This window comes from Brevibacterium atlanticum (assembly GCF_011617245.1).
Taxonomy (GTDB): Bacteria; Actinomycetota; Actinomycetes; order Actinomycetales; family Brevibacteriaceae; genus Brevibacterium; species Brevibacterium atlanticum.
The window spans coordinates 1,814,533-1,839,698 of the sequence record NZ_CP050152.1 but is presented as its reverse complement, the minus strand read 5'-3'; the positions used below and the strand labels follow the sequence as shown (position 1 = coordinate 1,839,698).

The 25,166-nt window shown below is 66.5% G+C and carries 20 protein-coding genes; 13 read left to right on the top strand and 7 right to left on the bottom strand.

Translation table 11 applies throughout. From position 1 onward, the window contains the following. Positions 1-132: 132 nt before the first annotated feature. Positions 133-1,491 (top strand): aminoglycoside phosphotransferase, encoded by a 1,359-nt coding sequence (locus GUY23_RS08150; RefSeq protein WP_208085519.1) that lies wholly within the window; start codon positions 133-135, stop codon positions 1,489-1,491. 66 nt (positions 1,492-1,557) lie between these two features. On the opposite strand, the gene GUY23_RS08145 is transcribed toward GUY23_RS08150, so the two are convergent. Together GUY23_RS08145 and GUY23_RS08140 are read right to left on the bottom strand one after the other, a co-directional pair. Then, a complete protein-coding gene (locus GUY23_RS08145) occupies positions 1,558-4,743 on the bottom strand; it encodes an ATP-dependent helicase (RefSeq protein WP_166971324.1) in 3,186 nt (1,061 codons plus the stop codon). Further along, positions 4,743-8,087 (bottom strand): PD-(D/E)XK nuclease family protein, encoded by a 3,345-nt coding sequence (locus GUY23_RS08140; protein ID WP_166971322.1) that lies wholly within the window; start codon positions 8,085-8,087, stop codon positions 4,743-4,745. Before GUY23_RS08140 ends, GUY23_RS08145 begins: the two co-directional genes overlap by 1 nt. Positions 8,088-8,199: 112 nt before the next feature. Between GUY23_RS08140 and GUY23_RS08135 the strand changes: the two genes are divergently transcribed. Together GUY23_RS08135 and GUY23_RS08130 are read left to right on the top strand one after the other, a co-directional pair. Continuing rightward, a complete protein-coding gene (locus GUY23_RS08135) occupies positions 8,200-8,793 on the top strand; it encodes a TetR/AcrR family transcriptional regulator (RefSeq protein WP_228282802.1) in 594 nt (197 codons plus the stop codon). A 95-nt stretch (positions 8,794-8,888) separates the two neighbouring features. After that, positions 8,889-9,110, top strand: coding sequence for a DUF3107 domain-containing protein (locus GUY23_RS08130; protein WP_166971320.1), 222 nt, complete (start codon positions 8,889-8,891; stop codon positions 9,108-9,110). Between the two features lie 245 nt (positions 9,111-9,355). Here GUY23_RS08130 and GUY23_RS08125 read toward each other — a convergent pair whose 3' ends face one another. Then, positions 9,356-9,988: a ferritin-like fold-containing protein gene (locus tag GUY23_RS08125; RefSeq protein ID WP_166971318.1), complete on the bottom strand. Its 633-nt coding sequence runs from the start codon at positions 9,986-9,988 to the stop codon at positions 9,356-9,358. 61 nt (positions 9,989-10,049) lie between these two features. On the opposite strand from GUY23_RS08125, the gene GUY23_RS08120 reads away from it, so the two are divergent. Continuing rightward, entirely contained in the window at positions 10,050-11,579 is a 1,530-nt protein-coding gene (locus GUY23_RS08120) for a DEAD/DEAH box helicase (RefSeq protein WP_166971316.1), read from the top strand. Positions 11,580-11,719: 140 nt separating this feature from the next. Continuing rightward, positions 11,720-12,856: an acyltransferase gene (locus tag GUY23_RS08115; protein WP_166971314.1), complete on the top strand. Its 1,137-nt coding sequence runs from the start codon at positions 11,720-11,722 to the stop codon at positions 12,854-12,856. 9 nt (positions 12,857-12,865) lie between these two features. On the opposite strand, the gene GUY23_RS08110 is transcribed toward GUY23_RS08115, so the two are convergent. After that, on the bottom strand, positions 12,866-13,723 hold the full coding sequence (locus GUY23_RS08110) for a PHP domain-containing protein (RefSeq protein WP_166971312.1): 858 nt from the start codon (positions 13,721-13,723) through the stop codon (positions 12,866-12,868). A gap of 79 nt (positions 13,724-13,802) precedes the next feature. On the opposite strand from GUY23_RS08110, the gene GUY23_RS08105 reads away from it, so the two are divergent. Together GUY23_RS08105 and GUY23_RS08100 are read left to right on the top strand one after the other, a co-directional pair. Then, complete coding sequence (locus GUY23_RS08105; RefSeq protein ID WP_166971310.1) at positions 13,803-15,317, top strand: aminopeptidase P family protein; 1,515 nt, start codon at positions 13,803-13,805, stop codon at positions 15,315-15,317. After that, entirely contained in the window at positions 15,314-16,399 is a 1,086-nt protein-coding gene (locus tag GUY23_RS08100) for a P1 family peptidase (protein ID WP_166971308.1), read from the top strand. The genes GUY23_RS08105 and GUY23_RS08100 overlap by 4 nt, the downstream gene beginning before the upstream one ends. A gap of 131 nt (positions 16,400-16,530) precedes the next feature. On the opposite strand, the gene GUY23_RS08095 is transcribed toward GUY23_RS08100, so the two are convergent. Then, entirely contained in the window at positions 16,531-18,456 is a 1,926-nt protein-coding gene (locus GUY23_RS08095; RefSeq protein WP_166971306.1) for a calcineurin-like phosphoesterase C-terminal domain-containing protein, read from the bottom strand. Positions 18,457-18,721: 265 nt separating this feature from the next. Between GUY23_RS08095 and GUY23_RS08090 the strand changes: the two genes are divergently transcribed. From GUY23_RS08090 to GUY23_RS08075, 4 genes are all read left to right on the top strand, one after another. After that, positions 18,722-19,996, top strand: coding sequence for a magnesium transporter MgtE N-terminal domain-containing protein (locus GUY23_RS08090; protein WP_166971304.1), 1,275 nt, complete (start codon positions 18,722-18,724; stop codon positions 19,994-19,996). 2 nt (positions 19,997-19,998) lie between these two features. Next, a complete protein-coding gene (locus tag GUY23_RS08085; RefSeq protein ID WP_228282801.1) occupies positions 19,999-20,550 on the top strand; it encodes a DUF1003 domain-containing protein in 552 nt (183 codons plus the stop codon). Positions 20,551-20,602: 52 nt separating this feature from the next. Further along, positions 20,603-21,724 (top strand): Mrp/NBP35 family ATP-binding protein, encoded by a 1,122-nt coding sequence (locus GUY23_RS08080; RefSeq protein WP_166971302.1) that lies wholly within the window; start codon positions 20,603-20,605, stop codon positions 21,722-21,724. A gap of 103 nt (positions 21,725-21,827) precedes the next feature. After that, positions 21,828-23,273, top strand: coding sequence for a polysaccharide deacetylase family protein (locus GUY23_RS08075; RefSeq protein WP_166971300.1), 1,446 nt, complete (start codon positions 21,828-21,830; stop codon positions 23,271-23,273). A gap of 40 nt (positions 23,274-23,313) precedes the next feature. Here GUY23_RS08075 and GUY23_RS08070 read toward each other — a convergent pair whose 3' ends face one another. After that, positions 23,314-23,790, bottom strand: a complete 477-nt coding sequence (locus GUY23_RS08070; RefSeq protein ID WP_228282800.1) for a twin-arginine translocase TatA/TatE family subunit — start codon at positions 23,788-23,790, stop codon at positions 23,314-23,316. Positions 23,791-23,869: 79 nt separating this feature from the next. Between GUY23_RS08070 and GUY23_RS08065 the strand changes: the two genes are divergently transcribed. Further along, a complete protein-coding gene (locus GUY23_RS08065) occupies positions 23,870-24,205 on the top strand; it encodes an MGMT family protein (protein ID WP_228282799.1) in 336 nt (111 codons plus the stop codon). 36 nt (positions 24,206-24,241) lie between these two features. Next, positions 24,242-24,877 (top strand): O-methyltransferase, encoded by a 636-nt coding sequence (locus tag GUY23_RS08060; RefSeq protein ID WP_166971298.1) that lies wholly within the window; start codon positions 24,242-24,244, stop codon positions 24,875-24,877. A gap of 77 nt (positions 24,878-24,954) precedes the next feature. On the opposite strand, the gene GUY23_RS08055 is transcribed toward GUY23_RS08060, so the two are convergent. Then, positions 24,955-25,125, bottom strand: coding sequence for a DUF3117 domain-containing protein (locus tag GUY23_RS08055; protein WP_135538791.1), 171 nt, complete (start codon positions 25,123-25,125; stop codon positions 24,955-24,957). Positions 25,126-25,166 lie beyond the last annotated feature (41 nt).

Genomic DNA, 25,166 nt, shown 5'->3' with positions numbered 1-25,166 from the left:
CACGATCGACTCGGCTGAGGGCACGGATCAACGCCGGTCCCACGACGGGACGAACCGGCGCCGGGAGAGCCGCTGACACGCTCGGCGGCGAGTCCCGTGTCTCAGCGGGACGCAGGCGGTAGATTGGGGAAGGTGGATATCAAGGCGCTCAAGTTGACTGCGATCGCGGCGACGATGCTCGACGGCTTCGCCCCGACGAAATGGACTCCTCTGCCGCCCTTGGGCGAGGGTGTCAGAGTTCTGCTCAGCGATGACCGACAGCAGCTCGTGGCGACGGCTCAGACACAGCTCGATCGCACTGCTGACATCGGATCCGCCGCCGAGGCCGGCCGCCTCTACGATGCCATGTATCCGCACGCCGACTTCGCCTGGCCGCATCTGCGAGCCATCACCGAGGTCGAGGCCGAGTACTTCGAGACTGAGACGCCGACGACTGTGACCCTGTCCGATCCGCTGCCGGGCGCCCCGTTGGGCGATGTGCCCATCGCCGACACGGCCCGTGCCAGTTCTTTGGCGCAGGCCCTGGCGACCCTGCACTCGGCTGCTCCGGAAACGGTCTCCGAAGCGAGCTTCCCGGTCGAGGACCCGGCTCGTGCGCAGTTCCTCATCCTCGAACGCCTCGACCAGGCCGCGAGCACTGGGCGAGTTCCCTCGGCGCTGCTGCAGCACTGGGAGGAGGAGTTCGAGAAGGTCGCGCTCTGGCATTTCCTCGCCACTCCGATCCACGGCTCGATCGACGAGACCAGCGTCTACACCGACCAGGAGCGGGTCCTCGCACTCTCTGAGATCGGCCGACTGCGGGTCGCTGATCCTGCGATCGATCTGGCAGCCGCCTCGGCGCTCATCGATCCCGCCGCCCTGCCGACATTCTTCGAGGAGTACCGCAACTCCCGCCCCCGTGCCGATGAACACGTGATCGATCGTGCCGAACTGCTCGCCGAGTTCGCGGTCCTCGACTGGCTGCTCGAAGCCGTCGATTCCGGCGACGAGACCGCGGTGGAGGACGCCGCCGATCTCCTGACCTCCTTCAGCAACGTCCTCTTCTCCGGTGCCGCCGGCGTGGACACGGCGGATTCCGGCATCAGAGCTTCGAAGTCTCCGGACTCCGCTGCGCAGGCCACGACCGCCGAGGCGTCCGCTCCCGTCTCGACGGACACGGCCGAGGACGTTGCCGCCCCGACAGCGCCCCGACGCGGCGCGGCAGCCGCCGACGAGGACACGACCGATGTCGAAGCCGCGATCACCGAGAAGGAACGCGGCGACGTCTACATCCCGCAGGCTCACCCGACCAGGTCCTCGGATGGCTCGCCGGACTCCGACGACACCGGTTCGGATACCGGGCCGTCCTCGGATGACACCGGAGCGGATACCGAATCATCGTCCGATGATGAACCCGGATCACCCACGGAGCCGACCGCACGTGAGCACGAGGCCACGAGCCCACGGGAGCGCGAGGACACCGGGCGAATCGCTCGGCCCGACCACGACTGACCCGTTTGCCGGCGGCCGCGCACCGCTGACCCGCGATCTCTGACCTGCGAACGTGCCCACGGATCGTCAGGCCATGTCGTTGGCCTCCAACCATCGGATGATGTCGTCCTCATCAGGCAGTTCGGTGAAGCGCACGATCTCGTCGCTGCCGACGAAGTAGAACGTGCCGGTCACCTCGGTGATCTCCGGATGAGCTCTGAGGATCGCGAACCGGTAGAGAGCCAGCTGCCACTTCATCACCTCGAGGACATCGGCAGCCGGCTTCTTCGACGTCTTCCAGTCAACGACCTCCGCATGTCCCTCGGTGATGAAAACGGCGTCGATCTTGCCGGGGACCCGGAAGCGGCCGAGGACGAGTTCGAAGGACATCTCCACATGGTCTGCCCGTCGGGTGGCGAACTCAGAGGCCAGGAACGTCTCCTGCAGCCGCTCGATCGTGGCGGCGTCGCTGCGTCGGATGATCTCGTCGTCGCCGATGTCGATGCTCGACTGTCCGAAGTGCTGTTCGACCCACGCGTGGAAACCGGTGCCGATCTCGGCTGCTCGGCTCGGAGGGGTCGGAATCGGTCGCAGCGTCTGCGTGCGGAATTCCTGTGGGTCCCGCCGCCACGCGACCAGCGCGGTCGCCGACAGGCGGTCGGGCATGCCGGACGCCGAGGCCGGCTCCGGCCGGTCGCCGATGCGCAGCGCCTGTTCCGCATACCGTCCGACGGGACCGGGCTCGTGGGCCAGGTCGTGAAGCTCTCGGACCGGGGTCGTCTCGACCCAGGCCGCGGCGCGTTCGGCGGCTGCGACCTGGCGGGTGCGCGGCACCGGCCACGGCGTCGTCTCGATCCTGTCCTCGGCGGATTCGTCCGCCGGTTCGGGAATCTCGACGTCGATGCCCAGGGCTTGGGCCGCCTCGGTGAGGAACGGTGAGGGTTGGTCGGGAACGGCGCGTGCTCCCATCAGCTCGGCACCGAGCCACAGGTGGCGTCTGGCGCGGGTGAAGGCGACATAGGCCAAGCGTCGCTCCTCGGCTTCGTGGGCGTCGGCGATCTGCGGCTTGATGAAGTCGTTGATCCATTCGTCGAGGGCCTTCTTCGTGTCGAATTCGGCGTTGCGCAGATCGAAGTCGACGAGGTGGGCGCGATCCCCGCGCAGCGGATACGGCAGGGCTGTGCGGTCCATCCACCCTTCCTTGTCACGCGGTTCGGTCGGGAAGTCCTTGACCACGAGGGACGGCACCGCGACCGCGTCGAATTCCAGTCCCTTCGAAGCGTGGACGGTCATGATGTTGATCGCATCGGCGGCCGTCGTCGGTTCTGCGGTGCTCAGCGCATCGTGTGTCTCCATGAGACTCAGCCAGGTCAGGAAGCCTGCGATCGAGGGCAGTTCGTCACCCGCAGAATACTGGCTGGCAGCGGACAGGAACGCGTCGACGGCGGAACGGTGCAGGTTGCGCAGTGAGTCGCTCAGGCCCCAGATGTCCGAATCGATTCCGGTCTCGGCCATGGCCGTGCGGATGACGGAGGTGACGGTGCCGGTGCCCGAGCGCACGGTGCGCAGCGCCTTCGCCAGTCTGACCAGACGGCCGAGTGCCTCCCGGCTCAGTCCGGCGTCCCGACAGTCGGCGACCGCGGTCTTCTCTCCGGTCGAACGGACCCCCTGGTCGAGGGCACGTTCGACGTCGATGAGCTCATCGATGCCTTCGATGATCGTCGCCTGGTCGATGGCTTCGACGATGGTCTCGTCGGACTCGAGTCCGTCTCGGGCACGTTCCGCCTGACGGCGGTCGGTCTGAGCGCGGGTGAACGCCTGCAGCGCGGCGATGTCGCCTGCCCCGAGTCCGAGCATGCGGCCGCTGATGAGTCGCATGATCTCGTCCCCGGCCATCGGGTCGACCGCGGCGGTGAGCACGGCGCGCAGGTCGGCGACGAACGGGTCGCTGAGCAGACCGGAGGAGCCGTGCACATGAACGGCGAAGCCGGCGGCTTCAAGGGCCGCGGCGATCGGGGCGAAGTGGGCGCGTTTGCGACACAGCACAGCTTTCGTGGCCGCCTCGGGGACGGTGCGGAACCAGTCGGCGAGAGCGCGCTTGCCGTTGGTCAGGTAGTCCGGGTCGTGGGCACCCGAGCTGACCTCGATGCCCACCTCGCCTTCGCCGGCTCCGTCCCGGGCCGACAGCGGAGTCTCGCTGCTGTCGGTGAGTCCCTCGGCGATGCGATTGGCCGCCTGCAGGATCGTTCGGTCATTGCGCCAGCTGGTGCTCAGGGTCAGTGATTCGACGTCGGCGAAGTCGGAGGAGAACCGGATCATGTTGTCCGCACTGGCCCCGCGCCACCCGTAGATGGCCTGCCGTGGGTCTCCGACGGCAGTGACGGCGGTGGAGCCGAAGAGGTCGCGCAGCAGCCCGAGTTGGGCGACCGAGGTGTCTTGGAATTCATCGAGCAGCACGATCTTCCAGCGGGCGCGCTCGGCTGCGGCGGCGGCCGGCACTTCGTCGACGATGCGCTGGGCGAAGCGCACCTGGTCGGAGAAGTCCATCGCAAGGTTGCGTCTCTTCGCTCGCATATAGGCATCGGCGAGACGCGCGGTCCTGATCTTCGCTTCGAGCTTCGCCCGGCGACCGTTGGGATCAACCGGCTTTCCCCTGCTCGACACGAGCGCGGCGAGGCACTGGTCGAGATAGGCGGTCACCTCGTCGACGTCGCGACCGTGGTCGTTCATCGCCGCGGCCAGGGCGATGACGTCGTCGATCATCGTCTCGCGGGAGTAGTTGCCCGGGATCTCGTCCGGGGCGGCAGCGTCGATGAGTCCCCCGGCGATGGTGTGCGCAGCCGCCTCGTCGAGCAGCACCGTCTCGGGCTCGATTCCAATGCTCACTCCGTGTTCGCTGACGATCGAGGCGGCGTAGGAGTTGTACGTCGACACCGTCGGGTTCTCCAGCCCCGGCAGGGACAGGTCTCTGCCCCGCCCGAGGTTGTGGCGCAGTCGCGACAGCAGCACCCGGATGCGTCCGCCGAGCTCTCCGACGGCTTTGCGGGTGAAGGTCAGCCCGAGGATCTCTTCGGGTGAGACGTAGTCGTTGGCGACCAGCCACACCACTCGCTGGGAGATGACGGTGGTCTTGCCGGATCCGGCACCGGCGGTGACCTTCATCGACTGGCCGGGGTCGGCCTCGATGATTACTCGCTGTTCGGGGCTGGGCGGGAACGCCTGCGCGGGATCGGCGGCGGTGAGTCGTGCGAGTTCGTCGGCGCTGAAGCGCATCAGTTCTCCTCCAGCATCTTCGGGCCGATGGCCGGGCACGATGAGCGCACCTGGCAGCTCAGGCACTTCTGCGGGTCCACCCGGGCGGGGAAGGTCGCCGCGCGCATCCGACCGGATACGTCGTCGATGAGTTCCCTGGCCCAGCCCGGGTCCTCGTCGATCTCCAACGCCCGCTGCTGCCGGACGGTGCGGGACGAGTTGCGCAGGAAGACGAGCTCGGCGCCGTAGGCACGCGCGTCAAGGGTCTGGTCCTCGCCGATGGTGATGGTGCCGGAGTTGATCGCCTCCTGGTAGACGCCGAGCTGTGCGTGGCGGTCCATCTCTTTGCCGGCGACGACGTTCTTGCCGGTCTTGAAGTCGACGATGCGCAGTCCGCCGTCGACCTCCTCGACTCGGTCGAGACGGCCGGTGACCTTCCACTGTCGGCCTTCGGCATCCTCGCCCACCGCGTAGACCTGAGCCTCCACCCCCACGAGCGCTCCCGGGGCATCGGCAATGTACTCGCCGAGGCGGTCGGCCATCTTCATCGCCACCTCGAGTTCGCGTTCGCGCTGCCATTCGGCGTCGAACTCGAGTGAGGCGAATTCGGTCTCGACATAGTTGCGGATCGCCGAGGTCGGCCCGGAGGGGAAGTTCTCCGCCGCGGCGTGGATGATGGTGCCGAGATTCTGTGCCGTCGAGCTGGGTCGGTCGCCGCCGTTGCGGGTGAGGAACCAGCGCAGGGAACAGTCGGTGAAGGATTCGACCTGGGATGGTGAGACCCGCACGGTGTCGGAGTCGGAGAAGAGCGGCTCGGTCGAAGTGATGTCTTCGGATTCGCGCCACCGGCCCGGCGGTTCGACTGCCGGACTCGCGGTCGAGAGCGCACGCATCAGCTGCGCCCATGTCTGCGTCTCGGCATCGGGGGCGGGATTCTCGGTCGAGGCGGGGTCGATGTCGGCGGCATGGAGCAGGTGGGCCCGGGCATGTGCGGCCATCTCCGGCAGTGTCAGCGGGGGCAGTTCGTCCTCGTGGGTGATCGCGTATCCGTCGGCCGCCTCGGTGCCTTTCGCCGTTCCTGCCGCGATGACGTCGAAGAATGGGGAGGGTTCGGTCTCCGAATCGGTCACTGCGGTGACGATGACCCTCTCCTGTGCCCTGCTCAGAGCGGTGTAGAAGAGCTCTCCCTCCTCTCGCAGGTTCGTGCGCTTGGCATGTCCGTGATAGCCGGGGTCCCCGGTCACCGTCTCACCGGAGGACAGCACTGCGACGAGGTCGGTGAGGCCGAGGATGCCGCCGCGCAGCTTCGGATTCGGCCACACGCCCTCGTTGACCTCGGCGATGATGACCAACGGCACGCGCACATGTGCCAGGGATGACGGTGTGCCCACCCGGACGTGGTCGGCGAACCCTGCGGTATCGGCCAGCGAATCCTGGGCGATGTCCTGTTCGGCGACGATTCCGGCGAATGACCGGGCGGTGAATCCGCCGCGGTCGGCGATCTTCTCGGCCAGGGCGAACAGCCGCAGCACCGAGTCGAGGTAGCCTCCCGTCACCGATTCGGGGTCCCGAAGCGCTTCGGACTGCCATCTCTGCGCCACTCCGGCGGCCTCCCAGATCGACCACAGCGCCTGATGCGGGTCGACCGCTCCGACGTCGGCTGCGGCGCGGAGCATGCGTGAGATCGTCACGAGTGCCTGTGGCGAGTCCTCCTCGACGGGATGGCGCAGCGCCTGAGCGAGTGACGCCGTGCTCGATGCGGCGGGGAATCGTCGCCGCACCGCGCGACGGAAGCGACGGATCTGCACGGGATCGAGCCTGACATAGATGCTGCCGGCCAGGGACAGGGCGAGTTCGGCGATGGACTCGTCGTCGTCGAAGTCCGGGGTCGTCGACAGCAGCTGCAGCAGCGGGGCGGTCGCCGGGTCCACGTTGAGCGGCTGCATGAGAGTCGCAATGGAGACCCCCGAGGCACGCAGCTCGTTCGCGATCGTGCGGGCCGTCGAGGAGTTCCGGCAGATGAGCGCGACATCGGACCAGGAGTGCCCGTTCTCGACGAAGTTCGTGATTCGGCGGGCCAGATACCGATGCCCCGAGGCGTTGCCTTCGAAGACGTGAGTCTCCACCCTTTCGTCGCGCTCAGCTGTGGGGAGGGACGCGTCAACAGCCGGGACGGTGCTGGCTGGGACAGCCGCGTCGGGAGCGTTCGGCGTTGCGTCCGCGGCATCTCCGACGTCGTGCGGGCCTGCGGCCACGGAGGTTCCTATCCCACCCGCGGCTTCGTCCGCGGGCTCGCCGGGAGTGTTCGTCCCGGGCCTGGGCATATGTCGAAGCGACCAGCGGCTGGTGATCCGGGCGCCGAACCCATCGACGACCGTCGCCAGCTCGGCATCGACATCCCATTGCCGCTCGAGGACGATGGTGCGGAAGTGGGGGTCGCCGGTGCTGCGGTCGATGATCGAGGCGTCGGCACCGTGGAAGCGCCCGGTCACGGTCTCGGGACTGCCGAACAGTGCGAGGGCGCTGCCGCGCCTGCGCAGCTGCTCGAGGATCCCCCAGCCGGCGGCGGGGAAATCCTGCACCCCATCGGCGAGCACGACGGTGGGCACCCGATCGGGGGCGAACGTCCACGGCCTGCCCGCGGTCACCTCGGCGGGTTCGCGGAAGACCTCGAACGCGGCCAGAGCCAGAACGGTGGCCGAATCGATCCCACCGTAGCCGGGCATGGACATGATGCCCAGATATTCGTCGAGGACCTCGGCCACGGCCGCCCACCTGGGATCGGGATTGTTCGCAAGCACCCGTTCCAGGGCGCTGCGACCGTAGTCGAAGACGTGCTCGCCGGCGTCGGGGCCGGACACCGACGGTTCGGGCACTCGCAGTCCGAAGTCGAACTCCATCACCCGGTTGAGGGCGTCTCTGACCTCGGTGCGGAATGCCGAGGTCGCCCGCACCTCGGCGGTGATCTCCGTCGGCCAGGCGGGGGCTCGCCCATGGCCGAGCTCATGACCGGCCAGCAGGTCGGCTAGGAACACGTCCTGATCGGCGCCGGAGATGAACTCGAGGTCCTCCCCCGTCCGAGTCGTGTGTGCGGCGCGGGCGATTCCGTAGGCGAAGGCGGACAGGCTGCGGGCGGGAGCGGCCGACAGCACTGCGTCGGCGGGCACCGGCAGCCGATTGCGCAGCACATCGGCATGGTCGCGATCCGGGGTGAGCACGAGCACCGAGGCGGGGCTGATCCGGGACACCAGCCGTGCGTAGACGGATTCGAGCTGCGTCGTCTTTCCCGTCCCCGGCCGGCCGACGATGCTCAGGTTCTGTCCGCCCAGCAGGGCGGTGCTCATCTCCTCGGGCATCTCATCCATACCCGTATTCCATCACGAGGCGCTGACACGACTCCCCCGCGGCCGGATCCGGCGCGTCGCCGAACAGACGCGGATGCAGTTACCCGACAGTGACGTCGCGTAACATTGAAGAATGTCGAGTCCACAACAGAGATTGCCCCGTGACCAACGCCGCGACCAACTGGTGGGAGTGGCCCGCTCCGTCTTCGCTACCCGTGGATATCGCACGACCTCGATGGACATGATCGCCGAAGCCGCTGGTGTGTCCAAACCTGTGCTCTACCAGCACTTCGATTCCAAACAGGATCTCTACCTCGCGCTCATCGATGCCTCGGCCTCACACCTCGATTCCAGGCTCGCCGAGGCGCTGGAGCTGACGAAGGATCCCCAGGAACAGGTACGTGCGACCTATCGCGCCTATTTCGACTTCGTCGTCTCGCACCGCGAAGAGTTCGTCATCATCTTCAACTCCGATGTCTACGAGCCGAAGGCCGAGGAGAAGCTGCGCGCCCTGCGCGAACGCTCGGCGGCACGCGTGGTCACGGCGCTGCAGCACTTCGCCAGGCTGGGCGATGATGAGGCCCGGCTGCTGTGCCGGGCCCTGATCGGGACCGCCGAGGTCGTCGTCAGGCAGATCGATTCCCAACGCGGTGTCGACGTCGACTCCGCGGTCGCCCTGCTCACGCAGATGAGCTGGGGCGGACTGCAGTCCTTCGCTCAGCGCTGAGCGGAATCCGGCGGGAAGAAAACGCCCTCCGACTGACGTTAAGCTGAGGACAGACCAACCCATCAACCATCCCGAGGATCCGCACAAGGAGCACCATGGAAATCAAGATCGGCGTCAAGCAGACACAGCGTGAGATCACCCTCGAAACCGACGAGGATGCGAAGGCCCTGGCCGCGCGCATCGAGGAGAAGATCCAGTCCGACGGGCTGCTGACCTTCACCGACACGAAGGGACGCCAGATCTTCGTCCCCGCCGGCTCGCTCGGCTACATCGAGGTCGGCGCAGAGTCCGCTCGCCGGGTCGGCTTCAGCGCCTGAGCGCTGCGCCTGCGCGCTCCCGCTCGGTACAGACCTCCGACGGGACGCGAACTCCGCACCGATACGGCAGGGCCCCGGTCACATGACCGGGGCCCTGCCGTATCCGCGGGTAATGGGCCGACATGTGAGTCGGCATCGCGTGTCGACGCTGGTCCTGTAGGCCAGAAGTGCACGCGTCACACAAATGCAGTGGGCATGCACTTTCGACGCACAGTCGTGATGTGCCCAGCCGCAGAGCGAAATTCTCAGGCGACGAGTCCGAGGGCGGACATCCGCTTCGAGTGGTTCGACGTCACCGATGGGATGAGGTCGACGACGAGGCCTTCGTCGATGCCGAGGAACGGATCGGTGAGCAGGCTGCGGGCCCGGCCGAGGGTCTCGGCGACGAGCTTGCGTCCCCACAGCGCCAGACGCGATGCCAGCTGCGTGTCCTGGGCCACTTCGGAGGTCAGACGATTGCGCGCATAATCGCTGGCCCGTGTATCATCGAGAATTGCAATAGCCAGGCTGTATCCGGGCTCCGCGAGTTCGTCCACAGCAGTGCGGTAGAAATCATTCATGATTCCGTCGAAGACGAATCCCTTCATGAGGCTTTCGTACCAGTCGCGAGGGCGAGTCCTTTCAGCCAGTGTGCTGAATGTCGGCTCGAAGTGCTGACAGAGCTCGATCACATCCTGGCCCATCTGATCGATGTGCTGTGAGAGCTGTTCGAAGTTCGCGAATGACTGAGAGGCCAGCCGCGCCAAGATGACCTTGTCATCGAGATCCGCTGCGGTCGTTGCGTTGGTGGCCATACGTTCGAAACCGGTCAGCTCGCCGAACGCCACAAGTGCGAGCGTCGCAGCATCATTACCGGCCAATGGGACAGAATCGGGCATAGTGCAAGACTACCGGTTCGCACCCATGACAAGCGCTCATGCGCTCAAAGGAGTTTGGAATATGGCGGAGACAGAAGCGGATTTCGCGGACCTGGGAGTCGCCGGACCCATCGTGGCCTCACTTGCCGCAGCAGGAATCACCCATCCCTTCCCGATTCAGGCGCTGACGCTGCCGGTCGCGCTCTCGGGCGCCGACATCATCGGGCAGGCCAAGACCGGCACCGGAAAGACCCTGGGATTCGGCATCCCCCTGCTCCAGCGGGTCGTCGGCAGGACCGAGGACTCCTCGGTCACGTCGAACCCTGAAGCCACCCCCGACAGCGTCGGCGATGCGACGGAGCAGCGGCTGCCGCAGGCACTCGTCGTCGTTCCCACCCGTGAGCTCGCGAAACAGGTCGCCGCCGATCTCGTCACCGCCTCGGTGCAGCGCGATATCGACATCATGACGATCTACGGCGGCATGGACTTCGATCCGCAGATCAACCGCCTCAAGGCAGGAGTCGACGTCGTCGTCGGCACCCCGGGTCGCCTCCTCGACCTCTACGGGCGCAAGATCCTCAAGCTCCACCGGGTCCGCACCGTTGTCCTCGACGAGGCCGATGAGATGCTCGACCTCGGGTTCCTGCCCGATGTGGAGAAGATCATCAACGCGGTGCCCGCTCACCGGCAGACGATGCTGTTCTCCGCGACGATGCCCGGCGCGGTCATCACCCTGGCCCGCCGCTACATGAACCAGCCCACCCACATCCGCGCGCAGGATCATGAGGACCTGTCGCTGACGGGCAAGAACACCACCCAGTTCGTCTACCGCGCCCATTCGATGGACAAGAGCGAGCTCGTCGCCCGCATGCTCCAGGCCGAGGGCCGCGGACGGACCATCATCTTCACCCGCACCAAGCGCACCGCCGACAAGCTCGCCGCCGAACTCGAAGACCGCGGATTCGCTGTCAAGGCGCTCCACGGCGACCTCGGCCAGGCGCAGCGTGAGAAGGCCCTGAAATCGTTCCGCGACGGCAGGGTCGATGTCCTCGTGGCCACCGATGTCGCCGCCCGCGGGATCGACATCGACGACGTCACGCACGTGGTCAACTACCAGTGCCCCGAGGATGAGAAGACCTACGTCCACCGCATCGGCCGCACCGGTCGCGCCGGGCACTCGGGCGTCGCCGTCACCCTCGTCGATTGGGACGACATGCCGCGCTGGCGGCTGATCAACAAGGCTCTCGGCCTCGATTTCGACGAACCCGCCGAGACCTATTCGACGTCACCGCACTTCTTCTCCGACCTCGGCATCCCGAAGGGGACGAAGGGCCGTCTGCCGCGCCAGCATCCCGAGGGCGGGGACGAGGGTTCGGCTGAGAAGTCCCACGGCTCAGATCGTCGACGCTCGAGTCGCTCCCGTTCGTCCGACCGCTCATCCGATCGCCGAGGCGGCTCCTCCGACCGTCGCGGCGGGTCCTCCGACACCGGTGACGGTGAGCGCAAGCCGCGCCGCCAGCGTCAGCGTCGTCGCACCCGCGGCGGCAGGACCGTCAACCGCGGCCAGGGCGGACAGGGTGGCCACTCGTCCACCGAGGCCGGCGAAGGCTGAAACCACCGTTGACAGGGCCCCGGCCGAGAGATCGGGGCCCTGTCGTTCATCCTGCGTTCAATTCGACCCCCGACACTGTTCAATTCGCTCCTCGATACTGACCGGACGTCCTGTCGCCGATCACGAACGAGAGTGAGTCATTGTTGGGTTCACGCCGCTTCGCCGCCCAGCCCCCGGAAGCACCCACCCGAGTCGTCGACTCCTCCCCTGCCGGCGAACAGCTCGCCGAGCCTTCGACAACCGACGGTGCCCCCCGGGTTGCGGCTCGCCCCCGGAAGGCCCACCGCCATGACATCGACGTCATGCGCGTCCTCGCCGGAATCACCGTCATGGTCGGCCACTCCGGAGGTGTGCTCATCGGCCGCAGCGAGGAGGGCAGCAATGCCTGGTGGCTCGGTCACCTCGCCGAGGCGGTCAATCCCTGGGCCGTGCCCATGTTCTTCATGATCGCCGGTTGGGCGGTCCTTGCGGGTGCTCCGCCGCGCACCGAGGCGAAGATGTGGGATCGCATCGTCCGGCACCTGGTTCCTCTCGCCGCATGGTCGGTGATCTTCGTCCTCGGTTTCAACCTCTTCGACACCGACGAGGTGAACGTCCGGCACGACCTCGTCCGCAGCCTCCTCGAAGCCGGTCGTCCCGCATTCCACCTGTGGTATCTCTATGCGTATATTCCGCTCATCCTCGTCTTCGGCACTCTCGTCCTGTTCTGGAAGGGCGGACGCCCCTGGAAGCTCGCGGCGTTGGCACTCGTGCTCGGGGGATCGACCGTCTGGGCCCCCTTCGTGCTCGAGATCATCGGGTCGGAGCAGAACGCGTGGAAATGGGGCTTCGCAACCTACCAGGTCGTCTACTTCGTCATCGGCGCCTTCGTCATCCAGCACGCTCATGAGCTGCGTCCGCCGATCTGGACGCTGTGCCTGCTCTTCGCCGTCTCGGCCCTCGGGGTGCTGTGGTGGGAGTCCCAGCGGGAGTATCCGATTGCGAATGCGAACCCGCTCATCATCGGCCTCGCGATCAGCGTCATCCTCATCGTCTCGCGGATCCGCCTCGGCGATCGGACCAAGAAGGTGTTCACACGACTGGCCTCGGCCTCATTCGGCGCGTTCCTCGTCCACGTGTTCTTTCTCGAGCTCTTCTTCGAGCACCTCTACGACGTCGAGGCCGGACCTGTTCTCCTCGTCGTCCAATACCTCGGATACCTCACCCTCATGGCGGCAGTGTCCTACACACTCAGCCTCGCCTGGGGCAGGCTCCACCTGCGCCGACTCCTCGGCTGAGCCTGGCTCTCAGCCCTGGATGAAGTCGACGCCGCCGGGGCGTGAGGACGCACGCTCGATGAGCTTCGCGAGCATGTGATCGGTGGTGACGTGCTCGCCGAGGCGGTTCGGCTTTCCCGTCCCGTGGTAGTCGCTCGACCCGGTGATGATGAGATCGTGTTCGTGGGCGAGCCTGCGCATCGACTCACGTTCCTGCGGTGGATTGTCCCGGTGGTCGACCTCGAGCCCGTCGAGGCCCGCCGCGATGAACTCGGCCATCGCCGAATCGGGCACCACTCGTCCGCGCATCGCCGCACGGGGATGGGCGAAGACCGAGACTCCCCCGGCCTCTCTGATCAGGCCGATCGCGGTGATCGGGTCGATCGTCGGCAGCGCCACGTGATATTTGCCGTGGCTGGACAGGATCGACGAGAACGCCTCTGTGCGATTGTCCACCACGCCCGCGGCGACCAGGGCGTCGGCGATGTGCGGGCGGCCGATCGTCGCGTCTTCGCCCGAGACCGAGAGTACGGCGTCCATGTCGATGGGATAGTCCTCGGCGAGACGCTCGATGATGAGGTGAGTGCGCTGGACCCGCGCCCTGCGCGTCTCCTGCACCACCTCGGCGAGCCCGGTGTCGTACGGATCATGGAGGTAGGACAGCAGGTGCACGCTGATGCCCTCGTAGCGACAGGAGATCTCCATTCCGCGGACGAGACCGAGCCCGTAGACCCGTGCTGCGTCGACGGCCGGCGTCCACCCCGCAGTGGTGTCGTGGTCGGTGATGCCGAGGACGTCGATGCCCTCCATCGACGCTTCGGAGATGAGTTCGGAAGGGGTCTGGGTCCCGTCCGAGAATGCGGTGTGCACATGGAGATCGATGACCATGGTCACAGTCTATCTGCAACTGTCGTTCCCGCTTTCCACCCGCGGGCGCGATGTCGGTGAGTCCGCCTAGACTGGGGTCATGACTGAGCAGAACCCCGACACTCAAGAGTCGACTCAAGCACTCGCAGACCGCGTCAACAACCGCTCGCATCGCCCGAACTCCCAGGCCTTCCGCGACTTCGTCGCCTCCGGTTGGGATCGGACCCCGCTCAACGCAGAGGCCCTCGCCGCCGCCGGCTTCACCCCCGCGCGTCGTGCCCAGGTCTCGGCCGCCTTCCCCGGCGAGCGCCTCGTCGTTCCCGCCGGTGGGCTCAAGGTCCGCTCCAACGACACCGACTACCGCTTCCGCGCACACTCGGCGTTCATCCACCTCACCGGCCTCGAGACCGATTCCGAGCCCGACGCCGTGCTCGTCTTCGAACCGAACGAGGACGGCCACGACGTCACCCTTTACTTCCGCCCTCGCGCCGGAGCCGACACCGAGGAGTTCTTCTCCGATGCGCGCTACGGCGAATACTGGGTCGGTCCGCGTGCCGATCTGCAGGCCATGTCGACGATGACCGGCATCGCCACAGAGAACTCCGCGATCGTCGACGATGCCATCACGAAGGACCTCGGGGCCATCTCGGTGCGCCTGGTCCGCCAGGCCGATGCCCGCATCGACGGCGTCATCGACCTGGCCCGGACGCAGGTCCAGGCCGATCTCGAGACGTCCGAGGCCGGTGACGAGGAACTGGCGCAGATGCTCTCCGAACTGCGACTGATCAAGGACGACCACGAGATCGACGCCCTGCGCGAGGCCGTCGCGATCACCCGTGCGGGCTTCGACAACGTCGTCGCCGCGCTGCCGAAGGCGGTGGGTCACCGCCGCGGGGAGCGCATCATCGAAACCGCGTTCGAGACCGCCGCCCGCTCCGACGGCAACGGCGTCGGCTACGACACCATCGCAGCCTCCGGTGACCACGCCTGCACCCTGCACTGGATCCGCAACGACGGGGTGGTCAGGGACGGCGATCTCGTCCTCGTCGACGCCGGAGCCGAAGCCGACTCCCTCTACACCGCCGACATCACCCGCACGCTGCCGGTCTCGGGCACCTTCACCGAAGTGCAGGCGAAGATCTACGACGCCGTCCTCGCCGCCTCCGACGCCGCGTTCTCCGTCGCCGCCGAACATGCGCAGCGTCCGGTGAAGTTCCGGGAGGTCCACGAGGCGGCCATGGAAGTCATCGCCGAACGTCTCGAAGCCTTCGGCATCCTGCCCGTCTCCGCCGCCGAGTCCCTCTCCCCCGAGGGCCAGCAGCACAGGCGGTGGATGGTCCACGGCACCAGCCACCACCTCGGACTCGACGTCCACGACTGTGCTCAGGCCAGGGCCGAGATGTACCTCGATGCCACGCTCGAACCGGGAATGGTCTTCACCATCGAACCCGGCCTGTACTTCAAGGCCGATGACCTGCTGCTGCCCGAGGAGTTCCGCGGCAACGGGGTGCGCATCGAAGACGACGTCCTGGTCACCGGCGACGGGGTGGAGAACCTCTCCGCCGCCTTCCCGCGCACCCGCGCCGAGGTCGAGGCCTGGGTCCAGGGACGATGACCGAGGACGGCGGAACGACGGCCGACCCCAGACCGGGCCCCGTCCGCGGTCGCGGGATCCTCGAGATCCCCGGCATCCGCCTCGGCCATGCCGACGAGTTCAAGCGCACCCGACTGACCGGGCTGAGCGTCGTCCTGCCTCCGCCCGGATCCACCGTCGGCGTCGATGTCCGCGGTGGCGGGCCTGCAACCCGGGAGACCGATGTCATCGCCCCGGGCACCCATTCCTACGGCGCCGATGCCATCGTCCTCACCGGCGGGTCCGCCTGGGGACTGAACGCCGTGGGCGGGGTCGTCGACACCCTCGCCGAGGCGGGGCTCGGGTTCCCGGCTCCCGGGCTCTCCGATGCCGTCGTTCCCATCGTTCCCGCGGCTGCGATCTACGATCTCGGACGCGGCGACGGCACCGTCTCCCCTCCGACTCCGGCCGAGGGAGCGCTGGCCGCGCGGACGGCGCTGTCGCAGGCGGAGGCCGAGGTGCGGGGCAGCCTCGGTGCCGGCACCGGGGCTCGTTCGGGGTTCCAGAGTCTGCGCAGCGGACTCGGGTCCTTTGCGATCCGACTGCCCGGAGGCATCACCGTCGCCGCTCTCGTGGCCGCGAACTCCCTGGGCACGATCGGCACACCGGCGGGCGGCCTGTGGTTGGATCCGCTGCTGCGATCACTGCACCTCGACCTTCCTTGCATCCACGACCTGCCGGCTGCTCCCGTGCCGGATGCCAAGACCGCAGCGAAGAACACGACGATCGCGGTCGTCGCCACCGATGCCCGCCTCGATCCGGCACAGGTGACGCGGATGGCCTCGGGGGCACATACCGGAATCGCCCGCGCGGTGCAGCCGTCGCACACGCTCTACGACGGCGACACGGTGTTCGGCATCGCCACCGGTTCCCGCGCTCTGCCATCGGACTTCGACTCCGCCAACCGCGAACTCGTGAACATCACCGCAGCCGCCGCCGACGCCCTGGGTCTGGCGATCCTCGACGCCCACTCCTCGACAGTCCCGGCCGACCCCACATGGCAGCAGCCGCCGAGCCTGAGCGAGATCGCCCCGGACTTCACCTCCGCGTTCACCGCACTCTGACCGCCACGCTGTGTCCACCGAGGTCCGGGCGTGAAGACCTGAACATGAAGGCCTGCCCACGAGAGGTCTGCTCACGAAAGGTCTGAGCACGGCGACGGGGCCCGCCGTTCGGCGGGCCCCGCTACTTCGCGTCAGTCGTTGCGAGCCGACTGTGCTTCGTCGGAGTCGAGACCCTTCGGTTCCCTGATCTCCTTCTTCTGCTGGGCGTCGAAGCCGTCCTGGCGCAGCAGCTTCTGCGATTCGGACTGTGCTGCGGATTCGTCCTCGACCACGGTGAACCTGACTGTCTGCGTGAAGTCACGACCGTAGCGGTCGGTTCCGGTCACCTCGGCGGTGTGGGTTCCCAGGTCGAGATCGGAGGGAATCGCCGTCCGCCACAGGTGCGAACTGGACTGTCCGACGTTGCCGGAGGTGCGCAGGTTCTGCGAGGCCGTATACGGGTCGGTGTACTCCCACCCCTTCGCCAGGGCCTCGCCCTTGCCCGGCTGAGTGTGTTCGGACTGTTTCGGGCTCGTGCCGTCGAAGCTGACTTCGACGCGGGCATCCGAGGTTCCGGCCAGGAAGCTCGAGGTCAGCCAGGTCTGGCCCTGCTTGAGGTCGTCGCGGGTGACGACGCGTTCGGAGATGGCCTCCGGGGCGGTGCCCTCCTTGTCCGCGTCCTGCCAGTCCTGAGCCTTCTGCGCCCAGTCGCGCCACTCCGGCGAGTTCACACCGAGCAGCAGCTGGTGGTCATCGGACTCATTGCGCACGGTGTAGCGTTCGCTGCGCGAGGCGCCGTCGAATTCGAGGGTGAGCACACCCGGTTCGGATCCGTCCTGCGTGAACGAGTACGGCAGTCCGTCGGCGTTGAGCCCACCTGAGTACCAATCGCCGGAGACGGCACCGGCGACGATCTGTGTGTTCGGCAGCTTCTCGATTCCGGCTTCCGCCCATTCCTTCCGCGTCTCACCGGCCACGAGGTTCTCCTGCGTGTGCGTGTGACCGCCGATGGTCACGGCGTTCGGGTAGTCGGCGATGACATCGTAGAAGGCCTTCGCATTGTCGACGACGACTTCTTTGTGGGTGAGGATCGGCGCATGGGTGGCGATGACGACCTGCGCGTTCTTCGGCACGTTCTTCAGGTCGTTGGCCAGCCAGGTGAGCTGCTCGTCGGTGATGTTCTCCTTGTACTTCCTATTGTTCGCCTTGCCCTCGTATTCGATGCTGTCGAGGACGACGAAGTGGGTCTTGCCCACATCGTAGGAGAAGTGGTCGGGACCGAACTGATCACGGAACGTGTCGAGTGCGTGGGCATCGTCGACGGCGTCGTAGTCCTGGTCGTGGTTGCCGGGGGCGACCCGAACGGGTCCGTTCGTCTGCGAGTAGATGTCGCGCAGTTCATCGTTGAGGCTGAGGTCGTCACCGACGTTGTCGCCGAGCAGAAGCACTCCGCAGGCACCGTAGTCGTTCCGGTCGGCCAGGTCGCCCACAGCACCGTCGCGAGCGTAGCCCATCTCGGTCTTGTCATAGCCCTGAGTATCGGCGGCGATCGGGCAGTTCTGCGCCGAGGCGGCAGAGGCCTTCGATTCGATCATCGGGAAGTTCACGGCCTTCGGAGTCTCCCCCGTCGGTTCGATGCCGCCGTACTTGAGGTCCCCGGAGCCTTCGGGCAGGTGGTTGTAGCTGAACTGTGCGACCTTGTCCTCATCGACGGGCACCTGCCATCCGGCGGGCTGGGTGATCGAGACGGTCATGTTGTCGCGCACTGGCAGTTCGTAGCGGCCTTCGCCGTCGGTCTGGACGACATCGATCCCGTTGGAGACCGCGACTCCGGCCACGCCCTTCTCGTCGCCGTCGAGCTTCGAGTTCTCGTTGACGTCGTCGAAGACCTGACCGGTGAACTTCTGTGGGTCCGCCGCCTTGCCGCGGTCGACCTGGACATGGCCTTCGTACATCTCAGCCGGCGTGTTCGCCGCCGTCGCTGCGGTCGGTGAGAGCAGCGGAGCGAAGAGCGCAAGGGCCGCGCAGGCACCCAGACCTGCGGCGGCGCTGCGGGGACGGATTCGTCGTGTCTGCATGGATTTCTCCTGTATTCGACTGTGGCGGAATGTGCCGAGTCCTGACATTAGGGAGACGGGGCGACAACGAAGTGAAGCAGGCAGGACCGCTTGATGAATAGGAGAAGTGCCTCCGTGGAACCGGATGCCCATCCACTCGCCTGCCGTGAGACGTGCGGCGCTTTCTCGGTGTATCGCACCGGCGCACAGCCGTCCCAGGGTGTGATCTGGGTTCAATTCGCGGCATCGGCGGCGCAATCACCCGGCCAGCACGTAGTCTGAGGATATGAGTGGTCCACCGAAAAGAGTCTTCGTCGCCCGACTCGTCTCCGCCCCCGTATTCGACCCGCTCGGCGATCAGGTCGGCAGGGTCAGAGACGTCGTCATCGTCTACCGGGCGACCATGCGGCAGTCCCCCCGCGCCATCGGCCTCGTCGTCGAGGTCCCGGGTCGACGCCGCGTCTTCGTCCCGATGGGCCGAGTCACCGCAATCGACTCCGGACAGGTCATCACCACCGGATTGGTGAATATGCGCCGCTTCGAACAGCGGCAGTCGGAGACTCTCGTCATCAACGACCTCCTCGATCGCCGACTGCGACTGCGCGAGGACAACTCCCCCGTCCTCGTCGAAGACGTCGGCATCGAACAGCAGGTGAACAAGGACTGGGAGGTCACTCGCCTGTTCGTGCGCCGTGTGCCCGAACGCACCGCCTTCGCCGCATTCCGCCGCCGCGGTGAGACGAAGCAGATCGATTGGACCGACGCCGACCATCCCGCCGATTCCGAAGTCGACCAGGAAGCCACCCAGGTCATCGCCGCCTACCAGGACACGAAGCCGGCAGACCTCGCCGATGTGCTCTTCGAGATGAACCCCGGCAGGCGCCTCCAGGTCGCCCGCGCCCTCGACGACGAACGTCTCGCCGACGTCGTCGAGGAGCTGCCCGCGGAGACCCAGATCGAGGTCCTCACCGGATTGGAGACCCAACGCGCTGTCACCGTCCTCGAGGAGATGGAGCCTGATGACGCGGCCGACCTCCTCGGCGAACTCAGCGACGAACAGGCCGAACGCTTCCTGGCGCTGATGGAACCCGACGAGGCCGAGGACGTGCGCACCCTGCTGGCCTATGACGATGACACCGCCGGCGGTCTGATGACGACAGAGCCGGTCATCCTCACCCCTGAGGCCACCGTCGCCGAGGCGCTCGCCCATGTCCGCCGCGAGGACCTGCCCGCCGCGCTGGCGGCCGCCGTCTTCGTCTGCCGCCAACCCGTGGAGACCCCGACGGGGAAGTATCTCGGCCTCGTCCACATCCAGGAGATGCTCCGACATCCCCCGCACGAAGCGGTCGGGATCATGCTCGACACCGAGGTCGAGCCGCTGGCGCCGAACGCTCCCCTCGGTGAGGTGTCGAAGCTGCTGGCCGCGTACAATCTGGTCTCGGTGCCGATCACGGATGAGAACGACCGCCTCGTCGGCGTGGTCACCGTCGATGACGTCCTCGACGAGCTGCTGCCCGAGGACTGGCGCACCACCGGTCGCGATGAGCCCAGGAAGGGGTAGACATGGCAGTCGATGACTTCGAAATCCCTCGGTCGAGCAAACGCAAGCTGCCGAGCTTCACCGTCTCCCCTGAGACCTTCGGTCGCGGCGCCGAGGCCTTCGCCCGCTTCATGGGCACCCCGGCGTTCCTCGTCGGGATGACCGTCTTCTGCGCCGTGTGGCTGCTGTGGAACACTCTGCTGCCCGAGTCCTGGCAGTTCGACCCGCGGTCGTTGAACTTCACGCTGCTCACACTCATCCTGTCCCTGCAGGCCTCGTACGCGGCACCCCTGATCCTGCTCGCGGAGAACCGCAGCACCGACCGAGACCGGGTGGAGTTCGAACACGACCGGCAGCGTGCCGAACGCAATCTCGCCGACACCGAGTATCTGGCCCGTGAGGTCGCGGCGCTGCGCATCGCGATGCGTGAGGTCGCGACTCGCGACTTCATCCGCTCCGAGCTCAAGGATCTGCTCAAGGAGCTCGAGGAGGAGGCGCAGCCGAAACCCGCCCCGGGGCGCAGCGGTACCGCCGAGGGTCACGGGAGTTCCGCGCATGACGGTGCCGATTCCTAAGAGGTAGTGTTGGAGCCCCGGATGCACTGAACCGGGAGGAAAGGACATGGGCATGACTGGTCTGGATACGGATGCGGTGCGAGAGGCTCTGACCGGCGTCATCGATCCGGAGATCCGCCGCAGCATCGTCGAACTCGACATGGTCGACGACATCAGGATCGACGGCGGAAAGGTCACGGTGACGGTCCTGCTCACGATCGCCGGCTGCCCTCTCAAGGACACGATCACGAAGGACACGAAGGCCGCAGTCTCCCGCCTCGACGGGGTCACCGAGGTCACGGTCGTCCTCGGCACGATGACACCGCAGCAGCGCAAGGCGATGAAGGAGAAGCTGCAGGGCAGCGGAACCCGGGAGATCCCCTTCAACCGTCCCGATTCCCTTACCAAGGTCTACGCCATCGCCTCGGGTAAGGGCGGCGTCGGCAAGTCCTCGGTCACGGCCAACCTCGCGGTCGCCCTGGCTGCCAAAGGCCTGCGTGTGGGCGTCGTCGACGCCGACATCTACGGATTCTCAATCCCCGGCATGCTCGGTCTCTCCGGCAAACCGACCCGCGTCGATGAGATGATCCTGCCTCAGGTCGCCCACCATGTGAAGGTGATGAGCATCGGCATGTTCGTCCCGCCCAGCCAGGCCGTCGTGTGGAGAGGTCCGATGCTTCACCGGGCCCTGCAGCAGTTCCTCACCGACGTGTTCTGGGGTGATCTCGATGTGCTCCTGCTCGACCTGCCTCCGGGCACCGGTGACATCGCGATCTCCGTCTCGCAGCTGCTGCCCGGCTCCGAGCTCCTCGTCGTCACCACTCCGCAGGCGGCAGCCGCACAGGTCGCCGAACGAGCGGGATCCATCGCCACGCAGACGAAGCAGGATCTCATCGGCGTGATCGAGAACATGTCATGGATGGAGATGCCCGACGGCACCCGTATGGAGGTCTTCGGGTCCGGTGGCGGGCAGAGCGTGGCGACGAACCTCTCACGCACGCTCGAGAAGGATGTGCCTCTGCTGGCGCAGGTTCCCCTCGATACTGCTCTGCGCGAAGGCTCCGACGCGGGCACCCCTGTCGTCCTCGGTCGTCCCGAGTCTCCGGCCGGTCGGGCATTCGACGACCTTGCCGAGTCCCTGCGCAGGCGCTCACGTGGACTCGCCGGGAGGTCGTTGGGGCTCAGCCCGGTCTGATCCGACGCAGCTCAGCGACAGTGATGTGCTCTAGACTGGACGGCGGGTTCCCCTTTCCCCTCCTGTCCCTCATCCCCCATGCGTTTCTGACAAGGACCAGAACTTGGCGTTCTCCCCCGATCGCAGAGACACGATCGTCTACACCGTCTTCGCCTATGCCAATGCGCTCCTCGTACTCGTCCTCCTCGCCGGAGCCATCGTCACAGCGAGGAGACCTGCCCCGCCCGATACGGACTCGATCGCGGAGGAGCAGAGAACGACCGCCGAGGCGAACCTCGCCCACCTCGCCGCGTCACTGCGCAGCTACGCGGTGGTGTCGCAGAAACGCCGACCGCAGCTGGACATCCACATCTTCGGTCTGCCCGGAGCAGCATCGCTGAACTCAGCGATCGAGACCCGGGTGCTCGAGGCGATCGACGATGCCGGCGGATTCGACGGCCGGGCGGCATTCGAACCCACCGCGACGGCACCGTCGCACCGGTGGTCGACGACGAGCTTCACATCTCCCGGCTCGCACGGAGGAGGATCGCCCTCTTCGGAGAGCGGAGAAGCGGAGCGGGCAGGCGACCCGCACACCCTGGACATCCGCACCACGGTGCTCACATCCGGCGGCAGGTTCGTCGTCACTGCCCTGCGGCAGGCGTCGCCCCGGACACACACGACCGTTCTCCTCACCGATCTCTCCGCCGACACGACAGTCGATGCCAAGAGTCTGTTCTCCGCACGCGTGGACCCGGCCGCGATCTTCGCCGATGACACCGGTTCGCTGACCGTCGACGGTCAGCCCGTCGCCGATGCCGATCTCACCGCTGCGGGCCAGGCGGTGGCCGCAGACCTGCACACTCCGCTTGAGATCCCACGCCCAGGCGATCTGCGGACCCCCGACTACTCGTGCACACTTCTGCCCTGTGTGGCTCTGACCTACGACGACGGACCTGGAGAGCCGAAGACCGAGGACGCCCTGCTCGATGCCGCCGATGAGGCGAACATCCGACTGACCTACTTCCTTCTCGGGCAGAACATCCACGAGTTCCCGGACGTCGCCGAACGGATCGCAGCAGCCGGCCACGAGGTCGACAACCACACCTTCAAACACCAGCGCCTCGACCTCCTCAGCAAAGACGCACTCACACATGAGATCGGACGCACCCAGAAGTCACTGTCCCACGTGGGCGGCGACGATCCGGCTCTGGTCCGTCCGCCCTACGGTGCCCTGGACAAGTCTGCGGCGCACGCTCTGGGCGCTCCGGCGATCATCTGGGACGTCGACACCGGCGACTGGAGGAACAAGAATCCGAAGAGGACGGTGAGGAACGTCCACTCACACACGCGTCCGGGCTCTGTCGTCCTCATGCACTCCATCCACCCGTCGACGGTGAAGGCGGCTCCGAAGGTATTCGCGACCGTCGCAGACAAGGGACTCTACGCGGTGACCGTGCGCGAACTCTTCGCCGGGATCACGTGGGAGAAGGGCGGTTCGTACTTCTGTCGCGGATACTGGGACGAGCTGTGTTCGAATCCCGAGCACCCGTCCGTGCACAAGAACTGACCTGGCCTGAAGAACTGAGCCGGCGGCGGAGGATCAGGCCTCAGGTGGCCTCGGAGTCGAATGGGGCCGTGGTCGAACGGTCGCGCAGCTCGACCTGAGCCTGGAAGCGCTCGATCGGGGACTTCTCGCGGATGTCGACGGTCCCACCTGCATCGGCTGCGGCGTCCTCATCCCCCGTACCCTGCGTCTGTGCATCCGCTGTGGGGGCCGCGGACTCGAGCGAGGAGCGCTCCCGACGCTTGGACTCACGGATCGCAGCATCCTCTTCGACGAGGGCTTCACGGACGATGCGTCGCGGATCGTACTGCCTGGGATCGAGCTTCTGCCAGTCGACGTCTTTGAAATCGTCACCGAAGTCGCGTCGGACGCTGTCCTTCGCGCCCTCGGCCATCCGCCGCATCTGGCGGACGAAGTCGCGCAGCTTCTGTGCGTATTCGGGTAGGCGCTTGGGTCCGATGACGACCAAGGCCACAACGACGAGGATCAGCATTTCGGTGCCGTTGATACCCATGAACATGCCACCAAGTCTACCGTGGCCGAAGGTAGCATCGACTCATGGTCAACTCAGGTTCGGCACTCGGCTCCGTTCGGTGCGCATGATGGACGAGGCAGCGGTCGAACGCGTCCTGCGCATCGTCGAACTCGTCCCCGCTGCGCGCGTCGTCGCCTACGGGACAGTCGGCGCCGTCGCCGGCTGCTCACCCCGGTATGTCGGGCGAGTGATGAAGGAGTTCGGTTCGAATGTCACGTGGTGGAGAGTCGTCAACGCAGCCGGAGTGCTGCCGCCGGAGATCCACGCCCGGGCGCGCCTCGAATGGGAGTCGGAGGGGACCCCGCACTCGCACCGGAAGGTCGAGCGCAGCGCATTCCTCGGGGCCGACGAACTCGATGAGCTGTGGCACACCCACGGAATCGACCCCGAATGCGGTTAGACTTGGGTGCAGTCAACACCGGAGAGAGAGGGCCGATTGTCACGCGAAAACGCAGGTGATCTCACCTTCTCCGAGCAGTACAACGGGCCCGATCCCCTGCTCGACGCGGCCAGAACGCACTCACACGAGTTCGGGCTCGCCCCCGTGTCGCAGACGACCGCATCGACGCTGACGCTCCTCGCCCGCCTCCTCACGCCTGTGGCCGCAGTCGAGGTCGGAACCGGCGTCGGCACCTCGACGCTGGCCCTGCTGCGCGGAATGCCGACCGCCGGAATACTGACCTCGATCGATACGAACTCCACTGCGCAGGGTGCGGCTCGCGACCTCGTCGAGATGGCAGGCATCCGACCCGGTCGACTGCGACTGATGAACGGCCGCGCCGAGGAAGTGCTCAAGAAGCTCGCCCCGGCTGCCTATGACATGGTCTTCATCGATTCCGAGCCGACCAACCTCGAGCGGATGATCCGACCGTCCCTGCGGCTGCTCGACTCCCATGGTCTCCTCGTCATCCACCAGACGCTGCTCAAGGGTGCCGTGGCTGATCCCGTCGACCGCAGTCCCCGCACTCAGGCAGCCCGAAGTCTGCTCAATCGCATCGCTGAGCAGGAGAACCTCCACCGGGTGCTGATGCCCATCGGAGAAGGTCTGCTGCTGCTCCAGAAGAGCCTGTGAATAGGACGACAGCAGAGACTTGAAGAAGTCTCTGCTGTTCGTGCGATGCTGTGCCGGCCCGCTTCCGGGCCGTCCGCTCAGAGTCCCAGCGTCTCGGCCAGAGTATCGTGCAGTCCGGTGGCTTCGTCTCTGCTGAGTTCGATCACCAGACGACCTCCGCCTTCGACAGGAAGCCGCATCACCATGCTTCGGCCTTCTTCGGTCACTTCCAGAGGTCCGTCGCCGGTGCGGGGTTTCTGGGCTGCCATGTGGGCTCTTCCTTCCGTTGTCATGCAAAGACGGTCCACAC

Coding starts and splice junctions, on each gene's coding strand:
- GUY23_RS08055 (WP_135538791.1), bottom strand. CDS start 25,125: ATGGCAGCCCAGAAACCCCGCACCGGCGACGGACCTCTGGAAGTGACC.
- GUY23_RS08140 (WP_166971322.1), bottom strand. CDS start 8,087: ATGGATGAGATGCCCGAGGAGATGAGCACCGCCCTGCTGGGCGGACAG.
- GUY23_RS08090 (WP_166971304.1), top strand. CDS start 18,722: ATGAGTGGTCCACCGAAAAGAGTCTTCGTCGCCCGACTCGTCTCCGCC.
- GUY23_RS08065 (WP_228282799.1), top strand. CDS start 23,870: ATGATGGACGAGGCAGCGGTCGAACGCGTCCTGCGCATCGTCGAACTC.
- GUY23_RS08080 (WP_166971302.1), top strand. CDS start 20,603: ATGACTGGTCTGGATACGGATGCGGTGCGAGAGGCTCTGACCGGCGTC.
- GUY23_RS08100 (WP_166971308.1), top strand. CDS start 15,314: ATGACCGAGGACGGCGGAACGACGGCCGACCCCAGACCGGGCCCCGTC.
- GUY23_RS08120 (WP_166971316.1), top strand. CDS start 10,050: ATGGCGGAGACAGAAGCGGATTTCGCGGACCTGGGAGTCGCCGGACCC.
- GUY23_RS08130 (WP_166971320.1), top strand. CDS start 8,889: ATGGAAATCAAGATCGGCGTCAAGCAGACACAGCGTGAGATCACCCTC.
- GUY23_RS08095 (WP_166971306.1), bottom strand. CDS start 18,456: ATGCAGACACGACGAATCCGTCCCCGCAGCGCCGCCGCAGGTCTGGGT.
- GUY23_RS08070 (WP_228282800.1), bottom strand. CDS start 23,790: ATGTTCATGGGTATCAACGGCACCGAAATGCTGATCCTCGTCGTTGTG.
- GUY23_RS08135 (WP_228282802.1), top strand. CDS start 8,200: ATGTCGAGTCCACAACAGAGATTGCCCCGTGACCAACGCCGCGACCAA.
- GUY23_RS08105 (WP_166971310.1), top strand. CDS start 13,803: ATGACTGAGCAGAACCCCGACACTCAAGAGTCGACTCAAGCACTCGCA.
- GUY23_RS08085 (WP_228282801.1), top strand. CDS start 19,999: ATGGCAGTCGATGACTTCGAAATCCCTCGGTCGAGCAAACGCAAGCTG.
- GUY23_RS08110 (WP_166971312.1), bottom strand. CDS start 13,723: ATGGTCATCGATCTCCATGTGCACACCGCATTCTCGGACGGGACCCAG.
- GUY23_RS08145 (WP_166971324.1), bottom strand. CDS start 4,743: ATGCGCTTCAGCGCCGACGAACTCGCACGACTCACCGCCGCCGATCCC.
- GUY23_RS08125 (WP_166971318.1), bottom strand. CDS start 9,988: ATGCCCGATTCTGTCCCATTGGCCGGTAATGATGCTGCGACGCTCGCA.